The sequence below is a fragment of the Streptomyces sp. ADI95-17 genome (assembly GCF_003846175.1).
GTDB lineage: Bacteria > Actinomycetota > Actinomycetes > Streptomycetales > Streptomycetaceae > Streptomyces > Streptomyces sanglieri.
This window is the reverse complement of record NZ_ML123051.1, coordinates 187,415-204,768: the sequence shown is the minus strand read 5'-3', so window position 1 is coordinate 204,768 and position 17,354 is coordinate 187,415. Positions and strand designations below refer to the sequence as shown.

The following is a 17,354-nucleotide window of genomic DNA, read 5'->3' as shown; positions in this document are numbered from 1 at the left end:
AAGAGATCCTAACAGAAGCTGTGGATGGTGTGACTGTCGGCTTGGATGCTCGTTGGTCTGTTCGTGGGGAAGAGGAACTCTCGGCCGTGGATCGTGTCGGACGAACTGTGGCTGCTGATCAAGCCGTTGCTACCGCAGCCGGCACCGAAGCTGGTAGCCGGGCGCCCTCGGGTCCCTGACCGGCAGGCTCTGTGCGGGATCCTGTTTGTGCTGCACACCGGCATCCAGTGGGAGTACCTCCCGCAGGAGCTCGGGTTCGGGTCCGGCATGACGTGCTGGCGGCGACTCGCCGCGTGGAACGAAGCCGGCGTGTGGGACCGGCTCCATGCCGTCCTGCTGACGAAGCTGCGGTCGGCGAAGCAGCTGGACTGGTCGAGGGCGGTGATCGACTCCAGTCACGTCAGAGCCGCTCGACGCGGCCCAAAAGCGGGCCCAGCCCGGTCGACCGAGCACGTCCGGGCAGCAAGCATCACGTCCTCGTCGACGGGCAGGGCATCCCGCTCGCGGTGTCGCTGACCGGCGGCAATCGCAACGACATCACCCAACTAATGCCCTTGCTCGCCAAGGTCCCGCCCGTCGCAGGCCTGGTTGGGCGACCGCGACGACGACCGGACACCCTGCTCGGCGACCGCGGCTACGACCACGACAAGTACCGACGCCTCGTCTGGGCCCAGGGCATCAAACCGGTGATCGCCCGCCGAGGCGTCCCGCACGGGTCCGGTCTCGGAGTCCACCGCTGGGTTGTCGAACGCACCATCGCCTGGCTGCACGCCTTCCGGCGCCTACGCGTCCGCTGGGAACGACGGGACGACATCCACGAAGCCTTCCTCGGCCTCGCCACCTGCCTCATCACCCACCGACACGTCCAACGCCTTTGTTAGGACCTCTAAGAGTGGGTGTGCTGTCATGCTGGGGATGGTGCCACTTCTGGGCCGACTCTGCGGGCCGATTGGGGACGTGCTCGAGGGAGCCCCGGGACGTCTGGCTCGGGGGTATGGCCGGAGGCCCCACTGGCGGCGGCTAATGCCCAGGGCTCGGTCCGCCCCAGCGGGACATATCGACCTCCCTGCTCTGAAGGAACTTCTGCATCGGCGGGGAGACCGGGGTCTCGATCCAGAACTCGTTGCCGTACCGGCGCTCCAGGATGTCCCACACGTGGCCCATGAGTCCGGTGCCCCGCTCGAAGGGGTGTACCCAGACCCACCGCAGGCAGTTCTCCCGGCGATTGAAGCCGACGGCTCCGCAGGCGACGGGCGACAGCATTATCACCTTCCGGGAGTTGATGAGCAGCACCTCGTCGCCGTCGGCGAAGTCGTCCGCGGTGAACGGGACGAAGTCGAAGCGCAGCTCGCGCTTGAAGTAGCCGGCAAACTGCTCGGCGACCTTCCGTAGCTCCGGGTCCTCCGTGCCGACGATGAGGCGCTTGTCGATCACAGCCTGCTCCGACACGGTAGGCAGTGGCACCATCTCGATCAGAAGCCGCTCCCGAAAGCCGCCCTCGCTCTCCCAGTACGTCTCCAGTTCGCGGCGGCGCTCGGCAAGTTCGTGAGGGTCCATGGTGTTCACGCTAGCGTGATGCGATCCCGGCCCGGCCGGGTAGTTACGCAGATATCACCCAGACCCGTCTGCTCGGCCTGGCCAAGCACCTTGCTGAGAGCCCGTTCACGGGAATCCTTGCGCATGCCCGCTGTTAGGGATGGGAAAAGCAGACCGTCGGCGGCCGGGCGGTGACGCCGCTACATCACAAGAGGGTGCGGTTCGTTTCGAGGGACGATGCTGATCAGGCGGTGAGGTTGTAGTTCTCCTGGCCGGGGGCGGGGTAGAGGCGTTCGTGCTCGTGGGCACTGTGGAAGCGCCAGTAGGCGTCGAGGTCACCGTTGGCGACGAGGGTGCGGAGTCGGAGGACGGCTTCGGCTCCGGGCAGGCCCCAGCGGGCACCGGTAATGTCGAGGCGGTCGGCGATCAGGTGGCGGCAGGCACCCTCGACCGCGCCCGTGGCTATCGGCCACCCGTTGGCGAGAGCGGTGTCGTAGCGGAGCTGGTCGAGGTGGCCGGTCAGGTAGCGGTGGCAGGCGTCGACGGTCTCGCGCCGGGTGGCCGGCAGTCCTTCCCGGTCGGCATCGGCGGTCATCTCGGCGGCGGTGCGGGCCGCGTGGCCTGCGAGGATCGCGGTCAGGTGGTCGGCTGCCCAGGCTTCGGCCTCGGTGGTGCCGGGCTTGTGGAAGGCGTGGGCGGCGGCCTAGACGTACTCGGCGACGTGCACGAAGTCCAGCAGGACGTGCACCGTGACGTCGCGTCGGGCGGTCTCGGCGGTGATCAGGTCGAGTTGGTGGCGAGCGCCGTCGACCAGGACGATCCACGGCCGCAGATGCTGCGAGTCGCGGGCGTCGGCCTGGTCGAAGGCGTCGGCGATGACCTGCTCGGGCGGGCGGACCAGGGAGGCGGTGCACCACTTGTTCTCCGCCCTCGGCCCCGGACGGACGGGACGTTCGCCGCTGCGGCCGCCGGGCGGGTGGATCACGTCGTGGGGGCGTCTGGGGGCCGGGCGGGTGTCGAAGACGCAGGCCACGGTCGCCATCCGCTTGCGGTTCGGTTTCTCGCCCGGCGCGAGCCGGCCGCGATGCCCGCCCGCGGCAGCGGCTTTCACGGCGGCCCGGCGGGTGGCCTCGCGCAGGGCCTCGGGGCGCATGACCACGCCCGCTAGCACAGAGACGGCGACCCGGTCAAGAAGGGAGGCCGTCATCGATCAGGTCGGCACGGTTCACACGCCGCGAGCCCGGCGTCATCCCCACCAAGTCCAGCGCCTCCAACCCAACCACGGTCATGGGGTACTCCACCTGTTCCGTGTCGACAGCCTCGAAGTAGGGGTCCATCGCCCGGTGCAGGCGCTGTTCCTCGGCCGGGTCGACGGTGACCATCGCAGGCACCCGGCCGCGTAGCTCGGCCACGTGTCGCCAGACCGGCTCACCTCCGCTCGCGCGGAGAGCACACGGTCGTCCACATCGGACACGGTGAGCCGAGCGTCACCCGCTTCGCACCTGCGGGGTCTCCTATGGTGCAGATCACACATCACCGTTGCCCGTGGGGCCGAGCTGTCAGTGGGGACTGAGATCGTGCATCTGTGAGCGAACTGGTTGAGCATGTCGATGAGCACGACCGCGTACTGGGGATCGTCGAGCGGGATGAGGCTGTGCGTGAGAACTGGCTGCATCGCATTGCAGCGACGATCTGTCGTGATCGCGAAGGCCGGATCCTCGTGCTGCGGCGGGCCGAGACGTTGTCCCGGTTTCCGGGCTACTACGACGCGATGGTCGGCGGGGCCGTGGACGTGGGCGAGTCGTATGAAGAGGCGGCAGTCCGCGAGTTGGCTGAAGAACTGGGCGTTCGTGTGCCGGTGCGCTTCCTGTTCAAGCTCCTTTTCCGGGAGGGGATTAGCCCCATCTGGCTCGGGGTGCATGAGGCCGTCGTTTCGGAGACCCTGGTCCCGGACTCGGGTGAGACCGACTGGTACGGCTGGTTGACAGTGACCGAACTGCGCGAAGTGGTTGATGAATGGTGCTTCGTTCCGGGAGGACGAGAGGCTCTGCGCCAGTACTTTGGGTCCTGATTCGGCAGCGATGCAAGCGAGCTGGCAGCCGAGTGACCGGCGATGCGGGCTACCTCGGTTCAGGGGCATTTCAGCTGCGGGACCCGATGACTGCGGTCGCGGTGCTGGGAGGCGGATGATCTTGGCTTTCCCCGCGGCGGATTCGCGGAGCCGGACGATCTCCTCATGCTGGGCGGCGAGGCGGGCCAGGGCCTGGCTGCGGAAGTCGGTGAGCTCGTCGACCGCCTGCTCCGACTGGGCGAGCCGTTCCCGGAGCTTGGTGTTTTCTGCCTCGAGCCAGGAGAGCTGGGCCTCGCGAGGGTCGGGGATCTCGCCGGCCTCACGCATGACGTTCAGGCGTCGCTCGAACTCGACGCACAGATGAGCGTAGGGGCGGGTGCCGTAGAACGCGGTGCGGTCGACGGCGGCATCGCTGGCGAGGGTCTTGATGTCTCACCTTCCCGCCTGGCGGGATCTCGCCGCACAGGTGCCGGTCCATCGCGGCCCGGATGCGGTTCTCACTCTCGGGCCGCTGAGCTGCGAAGATTCTCATGCGGAGTCCCAGCTCATGGTGGTTCGGGCGGCGTCGATCTCGGCGACGACGCGGAGGGCCCTGTTGTAGTCGGTCTGGAGCCGGGCGCGTTCTGTTCTGCGTGTGGTGCCGAGTTGGCTGAGGAAGGTCCCGGTGCGTCCGACCCCGGCCGACGACCGACCCCAACTAGGCACGCCCGTCTTCACCGACACTCCACCCTGACCGAGTGGCATGCGCTTCAGACACCCCTCAGTGCGGCCAGGGCAATTGAATCGGATCAGCAGGGGCATGCCCAGCCACCAGCTCGGCCGCCAACTTGGGTAGGCCGAAGGGATAGACCGTCTCATTAGTGCTGCGAGGTCAGCAATGGACCACCAGCGATACCCGGCTTGGTACTTGCATTCATGTGTCTCCTGGCCAGTCACATCAACCTGGTGGCTCGTGACGCGAAGCCGAAAAAAAGACGTCCCGGAAGATCCCTTCAGCCCAGCCGACATCTGCATATCCGGAGGTCTCCGCGACTGCTGATTCCAAGGCCTCTGGCTCCACGGACAGGCCCGTCTCTTCGCGAAGCTCGCGGGCTGCCGCCTCTGCCCAAGTCTCCCGTCCTCGACACCACCGCCGGGCGTGCACCATCCGTGACCGCTCTCGGGAGCATCTGGGTCGACATGAAACTTCAGCAAGAGCAGGCGGTCCAGCTCATCGATCAACAGAACACGAGCGGATTCGCGGCGGTAGCTTCCCTGATCAGACATGCCAGCAGCGTAATCGGGGCGATGTCAACAGACCGTTGAGTTTCGCACCACTGCAGTGCTCTTCCTTACGCGCTGGTGCCTGATTGCGGGTGATGTGTTCTTGCTGGTGGGCGGCATGATCCAGATGTGGCGATCATCGTTGACCGAGCGGTTCTCGCGCATCAGTTGTTCATAGGGATATCCCGGCATCATCTCGCTTGTGGAACGCTGGAACGGCGATCCGCCCGCCTATGTGGGGGCGTTCCAGAACGCTCCGAAGGGGTCGGCGGTTGTGCCCGTGCAGTCGGCTGCGAACAGTTGGACTGTCGTCGATCAGCCGTCGAATCCCCCGCACAAGGAACACCCCCTCCCCCACCACCCCATTCCCGGCCCGGGGTTCAGGCGCAGAAACTGGACTTGGCAGCCACGAGCGCGGGAGAGGACAGCCTCGACGACCTCGACAGGGACGTAGAAGACACCACCGAGGGCGAAGACCAGGCGGTGGACGGCCCGGCCGTGTCGGTATACGGCCCGGCCCCGTGTCGGTGGCCGTGTACGGGCTCTACGACGCCCGGGCAGAGGCCTTCAGATGGTGAACCGGCATGCCTCGGACACAGCCAGCAGCGTCGTCGCAACCACGTCGGGCGTGAGTGGCCAGGGCGAACACGAGGACGGTATGCCTGCCGATGATGCCGACAGGGCATGGCCGGTGACCACCTGGCAGGGCTGGCAGCACTTCGCGCCCTCTGCCCCGAAGCCGCCCGTACCCGGGGCACCGGAACGCAGTGGGGAGGAACGCCTCGCCTACCTCTCCGCATTCGTCACCGTCCGCACCCCCGCCATCGCCACCCTCACCACGAACGTACGCACGCTGATGATCCTGGGACGGCACCAGCAGACCACCACCCGGCCCTCGTTGATCGTCACCGGGCCGACGGCGGCCGGGAAGACCATGCGTGCGTGCGTCTGGTACTCATCGACGAAACCCACCGGCTCAACCCCCGCACCACCAGCGGCGCCGAAACCGCCGACCTGCTCGAAGACCTCACCGAACGCCTCCCCCGCGACCCTCGTCCACACCGGCATCAACGTCACCGACACACCCCTGTTCACCGGCACCCGCGGTGCCCAACTCGCCGGACGTGCCACCCGTATCACCTGTGGCCCCCTCCCCGGAACCACGGCACCCTCCACCCCCCTCCGAGCGGCAACGACATCGACGGGGTCACTCACGTCCATATCGGCATCCAGACCGGCCGCGCGCGGACTCGCCGCCTCCGGGCCCACCAGCCGCCTGTGTGCGGGTCATACCGTGGGCGTCGTCGATGTGGCCTCCGGCGCGCGGGCGCTATCTGTGATGGCCGTTGCCTTCGAGGCGGGCGGCAAGACGTTCCTTGGCCGCAGGCCACTCCTGGGCAAGGATCGAGAAGTACACCGTGTCGCGCCAGGTGCCGTCCGGTCGCCGGCGATGACGGCGCAAGACCCCTTCGCGGTGCGCGCCGAGACGAGCGATGGCCGCCTGCGAGCGGTGATTGAGATGGTCGGTCTTCAACTGCACGCGTCCCATGCTCAGGTCCTCGAAAGCATGGGTGAGGAGAAGCAGCTTCGACTCGGCGTTGACCTGGGTGCGCCAGAACGCACGCCCGTACCACGTCCAGCCGATTTCCAGCCGTTCGTTGGCCGCATCAATGTCCATGTACGTGGTCCAGCCGATGGCCTGACCGCTCGCGCCGTGGATGACTGCGAAGGGAACGTACTCACGACGCGCGGCGCCCTCCAACAGTGCGGCGAGCTTGCCCCCCAGCTCTTCCTGGGTCTGTGGCGCCGGCCCACCCTGCCACCTCCAGACTTCCTCGTCGCGGCCCCCCGCCGCGAACAACTCGTCGAGATGCTCCATCGTCAGTGGCTCCAGCCGTATGTGGCGACCGGTGAGCGTGACTGGTGTGGGAAAGGAGGCAGGCATGCCGTTGAAGTTAGCCGGACTTAGCACTAGATGCAAAACTATTTCACACTAGTGCAATCTGTCTCGACGAGTACAAGCCCTACCCGGACGACCGCTGGAACCAGGGGCGCGCCAACGCCCGGGCATTGTGGGAGGAAATCGTGCCGTTCGGCTGCAAGGGCCCCTACCAGCGAGTTCGCGCCTACCTGCGGGAGGAACGCCTCTCACCTCGACCGGTTTCCGCCAGGCCGTCGTCCCCTCGAACGGTCTCCGGACGGATTCTGCGACACCTCGAAAGCCTCACGGAGAGCGAACAGTTACGACTCAAGGTCGTGCAGGCTCACTGCCCGGACTTGGAACGCCCTCACCGGGCATGTCCGGTCCTTCGGCCAGATGCTCACCGAGCCCGAGGGCCAACGACTACCGGAGTGGCTCGACGCCGTCCGACAGGACGACCTGCCCACCCTCCACGCCCTCGCCGCAGGGATCGAACGCGACCGGGACGCCGTCATCGCCGGCCGCACCCTGCTCTGGAGCTCCGGCGTCGTCGAAGGACACGTCAACCGGATCAAGGTGCTCAAACGCCAGATGTTCGGCCGAGCAGGCCTCGATTACTACTGCGGAAGAGGGTTCTTCCGGCCAGCTGACTACAGCCACCCCTAGGGTGACGGAGACGAGAGAAGATGCACCATGGATCCCCGCATACCCCGCCTGCGTCGCAAGCTGGCCGCGATCCCTTTCCAACCGCTGCGCAGCCACTCCTTCGGGGAGGAGCAACACAAGTTCTCCCCCGGTCCGAAACTGGCGGAAGCACGCGTCGCTGCGTTTGAGGCCGAGCACAACATCGTTCTTCCGGATGCCTATCGGCAGTTCCTCACGCACATCGGCGGCTCAGGCGCGGCCCCGTTCTACGGCCTCAGGCCGCTGGAGCAGTGTTCCCTGCTGGTCATGAATCCGCGCCGAGAACAAGGGACACCCCGCGGCTTCACCAGCACGGCCCCCGGGGCGGACGAACGCGACCTCTTCCTCCACATCATAGAAATGGGCTGCACCGATATATGCGTCCTCGCGGTGACCGGTCCCCTCACCGGCCGCGTCCTCATTGGTAACGGCGACGGGTATTGGGGCCCCAACGTCTCCTCCGCCACCGACTTCCTCGACTGGTACGAACGCTGGCTCAACCACATGAGCGCTGGACGCGACAACCGGGCCCTGGAACTCACCTCGCCTCGACTTCATGCCCATCCGAACCGCTGCCGCATGGCTCCGAAGATCTGACTCTTCGTAACCGCTCCACGGAAAGTGAGCCAGAACCTGTGGCCTTTCCGGATGGCTGCGTGCCGCGTCGGGGCGTGCCATTGCAGGGATGGAGTGTTGGCAGCAGCTCCCGCCGCCCGAGCGAACGAGGCAGGATGAGACCGTGATCACACAGATAACGCGAGACGACTTGCCATTGCTCGGGAGAGCGGTCCGCAACTTTCGGGGAGTTGAGGATGCCGATGTGGTGCGGGCGTTCGCTGGCACGCCCACCGCGCTGGCCTTCGTGGCGGTTGATGGGACAGAGATCCTCGGATGGTGCTGGGGGCACCATCTGGCACGCCCGGACTCAGGTCCGATGCTCTATCTCCACCAGCTTGAGGTGGCTGAGTCCCATCGACGAAAAGGTATCGGTCGGGATCTCCTTCGCGCCTTCATGAAAGCTGGTGTGAAGGCTGGCGCCACGAAGATGTCTTTGACCACGGGGGCGGAGAACGTGGCGGCCCGGTCGCTCTACGAGTCCCTCGGAGACGGGCTTGCTGCGCAGGGCCCCACGGTGAACTATTGGTTCCTCCTGGATCCGCACCAGCGATGAGTACGGCTATGAGGCGTCGTTGTGCGCGTCAGGGCTGATCGTCTTCATGAGTTGGGTCAGGGGTACGAAGTCGTCGCTGGCGCCCAGCTCCCTGGGGGTTGAGCCTGCCGGGGTGAGGTGTCCGCGAGGCGTTCGGCGAGGGCACTGAACGCTTCCCGGCTCCTTCAGACCCTGTTGCCGACCCGGACCAACACCGAGGTGAAGTTCCCCGTGATCTTGGACCCCTCGCCGTTACGCCGCGAGGGCCTGATCCTGCTGGTGGCGCAGGCGTGTCTCGTAGAGTGTGAGGTGGCCCCAGTGGACGTGCTTGCGCAGGCTGCGTCTGTTGTAGAAGGTCTCGATGAAGTCGGAGATGCCGGCGCGGGCGGTCGCTCGGTCAGGCCGGAAGCGGGTGACGATCTCCTCTTTGAGTACAGCCCAAAAGCTCTCCGCGGCGGCCATGTCGAGCGCGTCGACGACGATTTCGGTGCGGTGGTGGTCGGCCATCGAGTAGCCGATGACCTCGCGCGTGGCCAGGTCCAGCCACGCTGCGAAGCAGAGCCAGCCCTCGGCGGTGGGGATGTAGATGGTGTCCCCGACGATCTTCGTGCCAGGACGGGTGGCGGCGAAGTCCCGGCCGATCAGGTCCGGCGACGGGGCGGCTTCGGTGACGACCCTGGTCAGGCTGCGGTGTCCGGTGCGCCGGCTGTTCCCGGCGATGCCGTGCTCCCGCATGGCCCGTGCCACCCGCTTGCGGTTGACCGGCCGGTCCTGTCGGCGTAGTTCGGCGGTGACGCGCGGGACGCCGTTGTTCCGCCGGGAGGCGAGGCGGATCACCGTGATCCCGTGTGCCAGGACCTCAGCGGCCCGCCGCCGCGCTTTGTCCGCCGGCGTCGCCCGCGACAGCGCCGGGCGGTGGCGCCACCCCGTGAGGCCGCACCGCGTCCGTACCGACCTCGACGTCCAGAAGGTCCCCACCAAGGCGACCAGGCCCCGGACACGTGACCTCTCAGCCCTCAGCTACGCCTGGCTCCACAAGTGGTCCAGGCACGCGATGTCCGGGGCGCCGACGGCCCGCGGCCGGCTCGCGAGCACGGGGCACGCCCGTGAGAGGTCCAGGCCCGGCACCTGGTAGCAAACCGTCATCTGCCGCGGGTACCACCAGGAGAGAAAGTTGGCGGTGAGGGCGACCAGCGCTTCGAGGAAGCCGACGAAGTCGGTTCTGGTCGTACGTGCCACAAGATCGTCCGTAGATCGCCGTGCCTCGAAGAACGCCCGGTCCGCGAGGCCGCCGACCCGGTCTGCGCCTTCCTGCAGCGTGGCATCCGCCTCACGGGCGAAGGCCTGGACCCAGTTGTACTTCGAGCCGGAAGCCAGGTCGTTGTAGCCGGAGTGCAGCTCGTTGTGGGCGGCCAGGGCCACTACGAGCAGGGACACGACGCGCAAGACCTCGGGGTGCTGGGTCTGCTCGGCGGTGACAGCAGGGAACAGCGGAAGGATCAAGGAGGCCGCGAGGAAACCGCCCATCGTCTCCAACCGGATCGCGATGGCCTCCTCCAGGCCGAGCTCGCAGTTCCCGGCCTGGAGGCGCTCCACCCGCGCCTCGGCCCCGAGCCACGTGAGGACCGACTCGACCGTCAGGCGGCGTTTGTCGTTCCCCTTGTCCGCCGGGAGTCTGCGCAGCGCCCGAAGGAACGCCTTCGGCAGCGGGGCGGCGACCAGGTCCTCCGTGGCCGGATCGGCCACCCGCGCGGTCACCGCTTCCGGGCCGATCGTCGGGTCACCGCCGGTGAGTCCATGGTGGAGGCTCGGCCTGTCCGTGTCGCCGGTCTGCGAGTTGTCCGCCAGCCCGGTGATGGCGGATACCGGGCCGACGGCCACCAGGGCATCGACGCCGGCCGTCGGGACACAGCAGGCGACCATCCCGGCCACGTCCTGGTTCTCGTACGTCGCCCGGTACTCGGGCTTGTCGAGTACGCGGTCGGCGGCGAGAAGTTCACTCAGACGCTGCTTGATCCGATCGGTCTCAGGGTGATGCCCGGGCACCTCGGGGCAGTACAGAGGCGGAATTCGGTAAGGCAGGGCGGGCGGCTCTTCCGTCATCGGACTCGCTCCTTGCTCGTCGGCCAATCCCCCTCCGGCCAACGACCGCAGCCGCAGGAGGGGTGCGAGTTCCACCCACCCAGCCCGGACTCAGCGTTGACGCGGTCGACCAAATCCTGATTGCCGAGTTACTCGACCTGCTGCCCGAGGTGAACGCGGGCCTGCTGCCGCAGCCGGCCGTTCTCGGTCCGGAGTCGAGTAGTCGCGGATCTTGCCGGGCGCCCCATTGCGAGGCCACCAAGAAGGTAATGGGGGGTCGGCACGCGGGGGCGCAGGCCCACAGCTCGGTCGGCTCGGTGAGAAGACCCCGGTCGTGTGTGAATACACCGAGTGACCGGTCGGCGAGGAGCTGTGCCCCGCACAGGGCGCAGTTCCGTCCCTGTGCCTGGCCGAAGTTCACCGTTGCCAGGTCGCGGGGTTCGTCGGACCGTGTCTCGGTGCATGGCCCCTGGACTGCGGTGAGTGCCTGCTGCAGGGCGCTGGTGCTGGTGCTGGTGCTGGTGAGCGTCCGGCGGGGGCAGCAGCCAGTACGGGCCGGGTGGTGCCTGTTTGTGGTCGGGTGGGAGGACGACGTGGGTGGTTTCGCCCAGGGCCGTGGTCTGGGGGACGGTCCAGGTCCGGGTTGTGCCGGGCGGGAACATCCGCGCCGTGGCCGAGACCAAGCTTTACCGGCACCGCTTCGTGGACGACCGGGCCGTCCTCCCGCCTTGCGATACGGCCCCCGTGGCCGAAGGGCCTGTCATCGATACGCCCTGTGATCCAGATCATGGTCCGCAGGTGCATCGTGGACCGTGTGCCAGTGCCTTCTACAGGGTGTAGGCGACCGGCGAGAACAAGGACAGTGCGGATGGAGCAGGGTCGAGCCCGTGCGTTCGACGAGTTCGTGGCTGCCCGATGGACGGTGCTGGTCCACCTGGCCCGTCTGCTCGTCGGAGGCGATCGGCATCGGGCCGAGGACTTGTTGCAGGAGTCCTTGGTCAAGCTCTGGTTCGTCTGGCCCAAGGTCGCGGATGAGGCACCGGAGCCGTACGTCCGCAAGGTGATGATGCGTGCCGCGGCACGCTCGGGACAGCGGCGTTGGTGGGGCGAACGCCCCGTCGAACAGCTGCCCGAGACGGCTGTTGTCGGCGATGTGTCGGCGGACGTGGCGGAGCGTTCCCGGCTGGAGGCCGCGCTGGCCCAGTTGTCGCCGAAGCAGCGGGTAGCGGTGGTGCTGCGCTATTACCAGGACCTGCCCGAGGGGCAGGTGGCGGAGGTGCTCGGGTGCCCGGTGGGCACGGCTCGGTCCCATGCCGCACGCGGAGTGGCCCGGCTGAGGCAGATCCTGGGCAATGTCAGCGAGCCGGTGCGGTGAAGGAGAACCCCATGGATCACTTCGAACGGCAGCTGGCACAGATGATGCGCGACAGCGAGGCGGCGCCCGCACCGTTCGAGCCGAAGCACCGGGAACGTCTCTGGGCAGGGGTGCGTGTCCGTCATCGGAGACGGGCCGCGCGGAGGGCAGTCGGCTCCGTCCTGGCCGTCGTCGGCCTCAGTGTCGGGCTGTCACTGCTGCCCGGTCATGCGACCCGGGTCGAGCCCAGCCATCCCGGCCCGCAGCCCACAACGAGCCTGCCGACCTCAGTCCCCTCCGCGGTACCCGACGCGTCCCCGAGCGAACCCTCCTCTTCCTCGGGAACCTCCATCGCCCCCGCACCCCCGGACGGGACCGCCACAAGCGCGCCGCCGGCCACGACGGGGAGCACAGCCACGGCCACCGGGACTCCGCCGGGAAGCACGGAGGGCGCGTCGCCGCCCTCGACCTCGGCTCCGCCTTCGGGTACGGCGACCGCACGGAACCAGCCGTTGAGCACCTCGTCCTCGCTCGTCACCCCGTAACGCCGTCACCCCGTACGCCATACGCCATACGCCGTAACACACCGTCGCTCCGAGTGACTTCGGCCTGCCCGGCATCAATTCACAAAAAGGATAGAACGTGAGAAAACAAGGTTCACTCGCCCTGAGGGGCCCGAGCCAACTGCCGCACCGCGCATCGGTGGCGACACACCACCCGGAGCCCGTCCTGGACATGGTCATCCCCGTGTTCAATGAGGAAAGAGATTTGGAGCCGAGCGTACGGCGGCTCCACACACACCTGCGCGAGACCTTCCCCTATCCGTTCCGCATCACCATCGCCGACAACGCCAGCACGGACAGCACCCCGCGGATCGCCGCCCGGCTGGCAGACGAACTGCCCGAAGCACAGTGGCTTCGACTGACCGAGAAAGGACGCGGCCGCGCGCTGCGTACCGCCTGGTCGCTCTCACCGGCCCCCGTACTCGCCTACATGGACGTGGACCTGTCCACGGAACTGACGGCGTTGCTGCCGCTCGTGGCCCCGCTGCTCTCCGGCCACTCCGACATAGCCATCGGCACCCGCCTGGCCCCCGGTTCCCGGGTGGTGCGCGGCCCCAAACGAGAGATCACCTCTCGTTGCTACAACGCCCTCCTGCGCTCCGTCCTCGCCGTGCGCTTCTCCGACGCGCAGTGCGGATTCAAGGCGGTCCGGCGCGATGTGGCCGAGCAACTGCTGCCCCTCATACAGGACTCAGAGTGGTTCTTCGACACCGAGCTGCTGGTGATCGCCGAGCGCGCCGGGCTGCGCATCCACGAGGTACCGGTCGACTGGGTGGACGATCCCGACACCCGGGTCGACATCCTCGCCACGGCACTGGCCGACCTGCGCGGCGTCGCCAGGATCAGCGGGGCACTGGCGCGAGGCACGCTACCGCCGGCCGGGTCGCTCCGCGACGGCGGCGCCGTCACGCAGGGCGGGATCACCACCCAACTCCTGCGCTTCACCGCCGTAGGAGCCGTCAGCACACTCGTACACCTGCTCCTCTACACAACGCTGCGTCCGTTGGCCGGATCCCAGGCCGCCAACGCACTCGCGCTGCTGATCTGCGCCGTCGCCAACACGGCCGTGAACAGGCGGCTCACCTTCGGCCTCCGCGGCCGCGGCGGTGTGCTGCGCCACCAGGGCAGGGGTTTGTTCGTTCTCCTGATCGGCCTGGCGATCACCAGCGGATCGCTCGCCACCTTGCACCACACGATGCCCTCGGCCGGGCAGGCCGCCGAACTCGCCGTACTCCTCGCCGCCAACCTGGCCGCGACGCTGCTGCGGTTCCTGCTCTTCCGCGCGTGGGTGTTCCGCACATGATCAAGACCGCCGTCCCTACGACCGCGACCGGCACCCAGAGCTGGAACGCGAGGCTGTCCGAGCAGCCCGCCACCACGAGCCCCGACCGCCGGAGCCGGCTGCGCCACACAGCCGAGCGTTACGGCCCCGTGCTGGCCATCTACGGCATGCTCAAGCTCACCGGCTTCGCCGCCTTCATGTGGCTGCTGCACTTCGCCGGGGACTACCGCACGAAGAACCCGCGCTTCGGCGGCGGCGCCCGCCCGTGGGACGTCCTGGCCAGCTGGGACGGCTGGTGGTACCAGCAGATCGCCGTGCACGGGTACGACCCTCAGCTGGTCCCGATCCCCGGCGCCACCGGCCCGATAACCCTCGAAGGGAACTCGGCGGCGTTCTTCCCGCTCTACCCGGCGCTGATGCGGCTGGTATCCGAGCTCACCGGCCTCGGCCCGTACGGCGCCGGCCTGCTGGTCTCCGTCGTCGCCTCCTTGGCCGCCGCCCTGGGCATCTACGCCGTCACCGAACGCCTCGGCGGCAGACGAGCCGGGCTGGCCGCGGCCGGTCTCTGGGCCGTCTGGCCCGGCTCCGGCGTGGAGTGGGCGGTCTACTCCGACTCCCTCTACGTGGCCCTGGCCGTCTGGGCCTGCCATGCCGTCCTGAGTCGCCGCTGGCTCACCGCCGGTCTCCTCACCTGCGTGGCAGGGCTCAACCGGCCCACCGCCGCGGCGCTGATCGCCGCCGTCGTCGTCGCGGCCCTACTCGCGCTCTACCGCTGCCGGGACGGCATCCTGCGTCCGGTGGCCGCGATGGTCGCCGCCCCGCTCGGCCTCCTCGCCTATCTCGGCTGGGTGGGTCACCAAATGGGCGACTACAGCGGCTACTTCAAGCTTCAGTCCGGTGCCTGGGCCCACGAATGGGACTACGGCCGACACACCCTCGACGTCCTCACATCCGTCCCGGTGGGCCACTTCGACTATCTCTCCGCCTGGCCCTTCGCTGACCTGATCGGCATCGGTGTCGTCCTGCTCGCGCTCGCACTGCTTCTGCTGCTGATCCGGCTGCGTCCCCCAGCCGTCCTGATGGTCTACACCGTCCTCACCCTTGTCCTCGTCCTGGGCAGCCAGCAGATATTCGGCAACGTCTCCCGCTATCTGCTCCCCCTCTTCCCGCTCTTTCTCCCGCTCGCCCTCGCCCTGCGCCGCCTCAGCCTGACCCACCAGCTCATGCTCCTCGGCATCGCGGCCCTGGCTTCCGGCTCGTACGCGGGCTACGGCCTTTTCGAACTCGGCGTCCCGTAACCGATGGCCCCAGAAATGAATGCCCGACGACCACGGCCCTGCGCACCACCAAGCAATCAATCTCAAGTCCGGCGCACCGTGATCCTGCACGCGATCCAGTGCCTCAACGGAAGCGGCGGCCGGGTTGGTGTTCGTGGTCCTCGGGTCGGTTGAATGTGACGACACGTCCGATCGGCGCGTGAAGGCAGCGGATCGTGCGGCAGGGCAGTACGAGCACGGTGCGGTTCCGGCGGCCGATCCGTGCTGCCGGCCTCGGCGGGCGGGAACAGCGTGCCGGTGATCGCGCGGCTCGTGCCGGCGGACGAGGACACAGTCCGCCACGTGATCGGGCCGGCCTGTCTGGGCCCTCGGCAGGCGGGTGGCCGTCCCCGCCTGCTCAGCGATGACGACGAGGACTTCGCCATCCAGACGGCCACCACCCGGCCGGTCAAGCTCGGTCAGCCCTTCTTCACCCGCTGGTCGGTCCGGAATCTCTCCGAGCACCTGCGGCGCAACGTCGCCCGCCCGATACGTATTTGGACGCGAGGCCGGTCGTCACTTCCTTCTCTGCGATGGTTACCGCTTTCCTCATGCCGCGCTTGGCGGGCCAGGCCGTGAGCCTGCTCTCGGTCATCCGCCGAATGGCTTCTGGTGCCTGGTATCCGGAAAGCAAGACCAACGGGCCGCCGGATCGGGCGAAAACGAACTCTTCTTGAACGCTGCGAACTCTGAGCCAGCGACGTATCGGGGACTCTGACCGTGGTTGGCCGGGATTCTCAGCAGTAACGCTGATGGACCGTCAACGAGGTCAAGTGCCCACGTCACGTGGTCCGCTGTATCCATACCCTCGACGAATACGGTGAGGATGTCGGGCTGGGAGTTGGTCCCCTTACGGTCCACAGTGGGTAGCCATCGGCACCACCAAGGAAATCCATTGCCGTTGGCGCGATGGCGGTTCCTTTCAGCCGCCCTTGGTCAGGCGCGCGCAGGAGTTCAGGGCGTCGGTGGCCTCGTTCCAGTTGCAGATGGAGAACCACACCCCGCTGACGCGTTAGAAGGGTTCGTCGCCGAACGAATAGAACTGACTGTCGTGGACGCGGTACTCCCGGAGAACGCCCTGGTCGCTGTGCACGACGAGGCTGGAGCCCCAGCCGTCGCCGTCGTTCAGGTCCCCCACCTTGATGTCTTCCAGGTAGGCGGTGTAGCTGCTGCCGACTTTCTCGTAGTGGTAACGCACAGACGCATAGGAAGCGTTGTTGGTCGACTGCCCTCCGAAGATCGAGCCGTCAGCCGCCTGGGCGGATCCGGCCAGGGCAACGGTGAGGGCTGCGGTCCCGGTCAGTGCTGTCACAGCAGTGCGTAAGCGCACGGTGGCTCCCGTGTTGTCTTGGATGCTGGCCCCGGCGATGATCAGCGCCTGCGCAGCACGTGCCCAGGGCACCAGGGGCCGTTGGCCGGATCGCGCTGCAGTGACCGGTTCCGTGTCAGGAGAACTGCGGAATTCCCGCAAGGCCGGATGCCTGGATCCGGGGCGGGTCGAACAGTCGGCCGGGCTGGGCATGGTGTGGTCGCATCAGGACGTCGCGTGCGAGGAAGGCCTCACAGCTGCCCGCGCCTGGGCGGCCGTGCATGGATACCTGCTGCCGCCCAGCACCACGATCTCGACGACACGGACACGGGGTCGGCTCCGGACCTGACCGCCGAGACAGCCGGCCTCGGAGCTGCTGCTTGATCAGGAGAAACCATGAGCACCCCCACTGCGGTAGCGATCAGCCTCGGCGGCGGTGGTCACTGCCGTGTCGTTACGCCTCTCCACAACCCGCCGCGCTGGATGTTGGTCTCCTGCGGGAGGCGGGTCGTAGTCGTCTCCCCGGCGCAAAGGTCATCGCATCCCGGGGGGCCGAGCGGCCCTGATCGAGATCGTGACTGCCACGGTTCACCGGCCTCCGTCGGCTCCTGTCTGGAACCTCGTCAGCGCAAAAAGGATCACGAGGTCGAGTGCCATGACAGGGATGGCCCACGCCGGATAGTACGGAACGAACATGAACTGCGTGATCAGGCTGATCCCCGCCACTGCCACGCCGGCCCCGCGACCCCAGCTCTTGTTCGTCAGGATCGCCAGCCCGGCAACGACGAGCGCCACACCGACCACGAGGTGAATCACGCCCCAA

At 67.6% G+C, this 17,354-nt stretch carries 19 protein-coding genes and 2 pseudogenes; 9 read left to right on the top strand and 12 right to left on the bottom strand.

What is annotated here, in order from left to right; genetic code table 11:
- The first annotated feature begins 45 nt into the window (after positions 1–45).
- Positions 46–881 (top strand): IS5 family transposase gene (locus EES42_RS35735; protein ID WP_124722389.1). Its coding sequence is split into 2 segments (ribosomal slippage): positions 46–424 and positions 424–881, totalling 837 coding nucleotides; the frame shifts between segments, so codons are not numbered across the junction.
- Between the two features lie 139 nt (positions 882–1,020).
- Here the strand turns inward: EES42_RS35735 and EES42_RS35730 are convergent.
- From EES42_RS35730 to EES42_RS35720, 3 genes and pseudogenes are all read right to left on the bottom strand, one after another.
- Positions 1,021–1,557: a hypothetical protein gene (locus EES42_RS35730; RefSeq protein ID WP_124722388.1), complete on the bottom strand. Its 537-nt coding sequence runs from the start codon at positions 1,555–1,557 to the stop codon at positions 1,021–1,023.
- Positions 1,558–1,780: 223 nt separating this feature from the next.
- Positions 1,781–2,698, bottom strand: a pseudogene (locus EES42_RS35725) (ISKra4 family transposase); the annotation flags it as partial.
- A 25-nt stretch (positions 2,699–2,723) separates the two neighbouring features.
- Positions 2,724–2,918 (bottom strand): hypothetical protein, encoded by a 195-nt coding sequence (locus EES42_RS35720; RefSeq protein WP_206433764.1) that lies wholly within the window; start codon positions 2,916–2,918, stop codon positions 2,724–2,726.
- A 203-nt stretch (positions 2,919–3,121) separates the two neighbouring features.
- Between EES42_RS35720 and EES42_RS35715 the strand changes: the two genes are divergently transcribed.
- Positions 3,122–3,607, top strand: a complete 486-nt coding sequence (locus tag EES42_RS35715) for an NUDIX hydrolase (protein ID WP_124722387.1) — start codon at positions 3,122–3,124, stop codon at positions 3,605–3,607.
- Between the two features lie 528 nt (positions 3,608–4,135).
- Here EES42_RS35715 and EES42_RS45175 read toward each other — a convergent pair.
- From EES42_RS45175 to EES42_RS35695, 4 genes are all read right to left on the bottom strand, one after another.
- Positions 4,136–4,312 (bottom strand): hypothetical protein, encoded by a 177-nt coding sequence (locus tag EES42_RS45175; RefSeq protein ID WP_164495445.1) that lies wholly within the window; start codon positions 4,310–4,312, stop codon positions 4,136–4,138.
- Between the two features lie 232 nt (positions 4,313–4,544).
- Positions 4,545–4,754 (bottom strand): NUDIX domain-containing protein, encoded by a 210-nt coding sequence (locus EES42_RS46735; RefSeq protein ID WP_241196806.1) that lies wholly within the window; start codon positions 4,752–4,754, stop codon positions 4,545–4,547.
- Positions 4,755–5,656: 902 nt separating this feature from the next.
- Positions 5,657–5,947 carry a hypothetical protein gene (locus tag EES42_RS47690; RefSeq protein ID WP_206433763.1) on the bottom strand — a complete coding sequence of 97 codons (291 nt, stop codon included), beginning with the start codon at positions 5,945–5,947 and terminating at the stop codon, positions 5,657–5,659.
- A gap of 253 nt (positions 5,948–6,200) precedes the next feature.
- Complete coding sequence (locus tag EES42_RS35695; RefSeq protein WP_124722386.1) at positions 6,201–6,815, bottom strand: GNAT family N-acetyltransferase; 615 nt, start codon at positions 6,813–6,815, stop codon at positions 6,201–6,203.
- A gap of 30 nt (positions 6,816–6,845) precedes the next feature.
- Between EES42_RS35695 and EES42_RS47685 the strand changes: the two genes are divergently transcribed.
- The 3 genes from EES42_RS47685 to EES42_RS35680 all read left to right on the top strand — a co-directional run bounded on the left by EES42_RS47685 (position 6,846) and on the right by EES42_RS35680 (position 8,646).
- A complete protein-coding gene (locus EES42_RS47685) occupies positions 6,846–7,457 on the top strand; it encodes a transposase (protein ID WP_323180946.1) in 612 nt (203 codons plus the stop codon).
- A gap of 27 nt (positions 7,458–7,484) precedes the next feature.
- A complete protein-coding gene (locus tag EES42_RS35685) occupies positions 7,485–8,072 on the top strand; it encodes an SMI1/KNR4 family protein (protein WP_124722385.1) in 588 nt (195 codons plus the stop codon).
- 142 nt (positions 8,073–8,214) lie between these two features.
- Positions 8,215–8,646, top strand: coding sequence for a GNAT family N-acetyltransferase (locus EES42_RS35680; protein ID WP_124722384.1), 432 nt, complete (start codon positions 8,215–8,217; stop codon positions 8,644–8,646).
- A gap of 231 nt (positions 8,647–8,877) precedes the next feature.
- Here EES42_RS35680 and EES42_RS35675 read toward each other — a convergent pair whose 3' ends face one another.
- Together EES42_RS35675 and EES42_RS35665 are read right to left on the bottom strand one after the other, a co-directional pair.
- Positions 8,878–9,603 carry an IS3 family transposase gene (locus EES42_RS35675; protein WP_266487911.1) on the bottom strand — a complete coding sequence of 242 codons (726 nt, stop codon included), beginning with the start codon at positions 9,601–9,603 and terminating at the stop codon, positions 8,878–8,880.
- 42 nt (positions 9,604–9,645) lie between these two features.
- Positions 9,646–10,728 (bottom strand): terpene synthase family protein, encoded by a 1,083-nt coding sequence (locus EES42_RS35665; RefSeq protein ID WP_124722381.1) that lies wholly within the window; start codon positions 10,726–10,728, stop codon positions 9,646–9,648.
- Positions 10,729–11,575: 847 nt separating this feature from the next.
- Between EES42_RS35665 and EES42_RS35660 the strand changes: the two genes are divergently transcribed.
- A complete protein-coding gene (locus tag EES42_RS35660) occupies positions 11,576–12,082 on the top strand; it encodes a SigE family RNA polymerase sigma factor (protein ID WP_124722380.1) in 507 nt (168 codons plus the stop codon).
- Between the two features lie 205 nt (positions 12,083–12,287).
- On the opposite strand, the gene EES42_RS35655 is transcribed toward EES42_RS35660, so the two are convergent.
- Positions 12,288–12,599, bottom strand: a complete 312-nt coding sequence (locus EES42_RS35655) for a hypothetical protein (RefSeq protein WP_124722379.1) — start codon at positions 12,597–12,599, stop codon at positions 12,288–12,290.
- A gap of 230 nt (positions 12,600–12,829) precedes the next feature.
- On the opposite strand from EES42_RS35655, the gene EES42_RS35650 reads away from it, so the two are divergent.
- The 3 genes and pseudogenes from EES42_RS35650 to EES42_RS46725 form a co-directional block, all read left to right on the top strand.
- Entirely contained in the window at positions 12,830–13,927 is a 1,098-nt protein-coding gene (locus EES42_RS35650) for a glycosyltransferase (RefSeq protein ID WP_327310200.1), read from the top strand.
- 146 nt (positions 13,928–14,073) lie between these two features.
- Entirely contained in the window at positions 14,074–15,204 is a 1,131-nt protein-coding gene (locus EES42_RS35645; RefSeq protein ID WP_241196842.1) for a glycosyltransferase family 39 protein, read from the top strand.
- Positions 15,205–15,395: 191 nt separating this feature from the next.
- Positions 15,396–15,720 (top strand): annotated as a pseudogene (locus EES42_RS46725) (IS630 family transposase); the annotation flags it as partial.
- A gap of 514 nt (positions 15,721–16,234) precedes the next feature.
- Here the strand turns inward: EES42_RS46725 and EES42_RS35635 are convergent.
- On the bottom strand, positions 16,235–16,624 hold the full coding sequence (locus EES42_RS35635) for a hypothetical protein (protein WP_124722377.1): 390 nt from the start codon (positions 16,622–16,624) through the stop codon (positions 16,235–16,237).
- Positions 16,625–17,119: 495 nt separating this feature from the next.
- The coding region (locus EES42_RS35625; RefSeq protein WP_124722607.1) for a DUF7144 family membrane protein at positions 17,120–17,354 on the bottom strand (235 nt) is incomplete at its 5' end.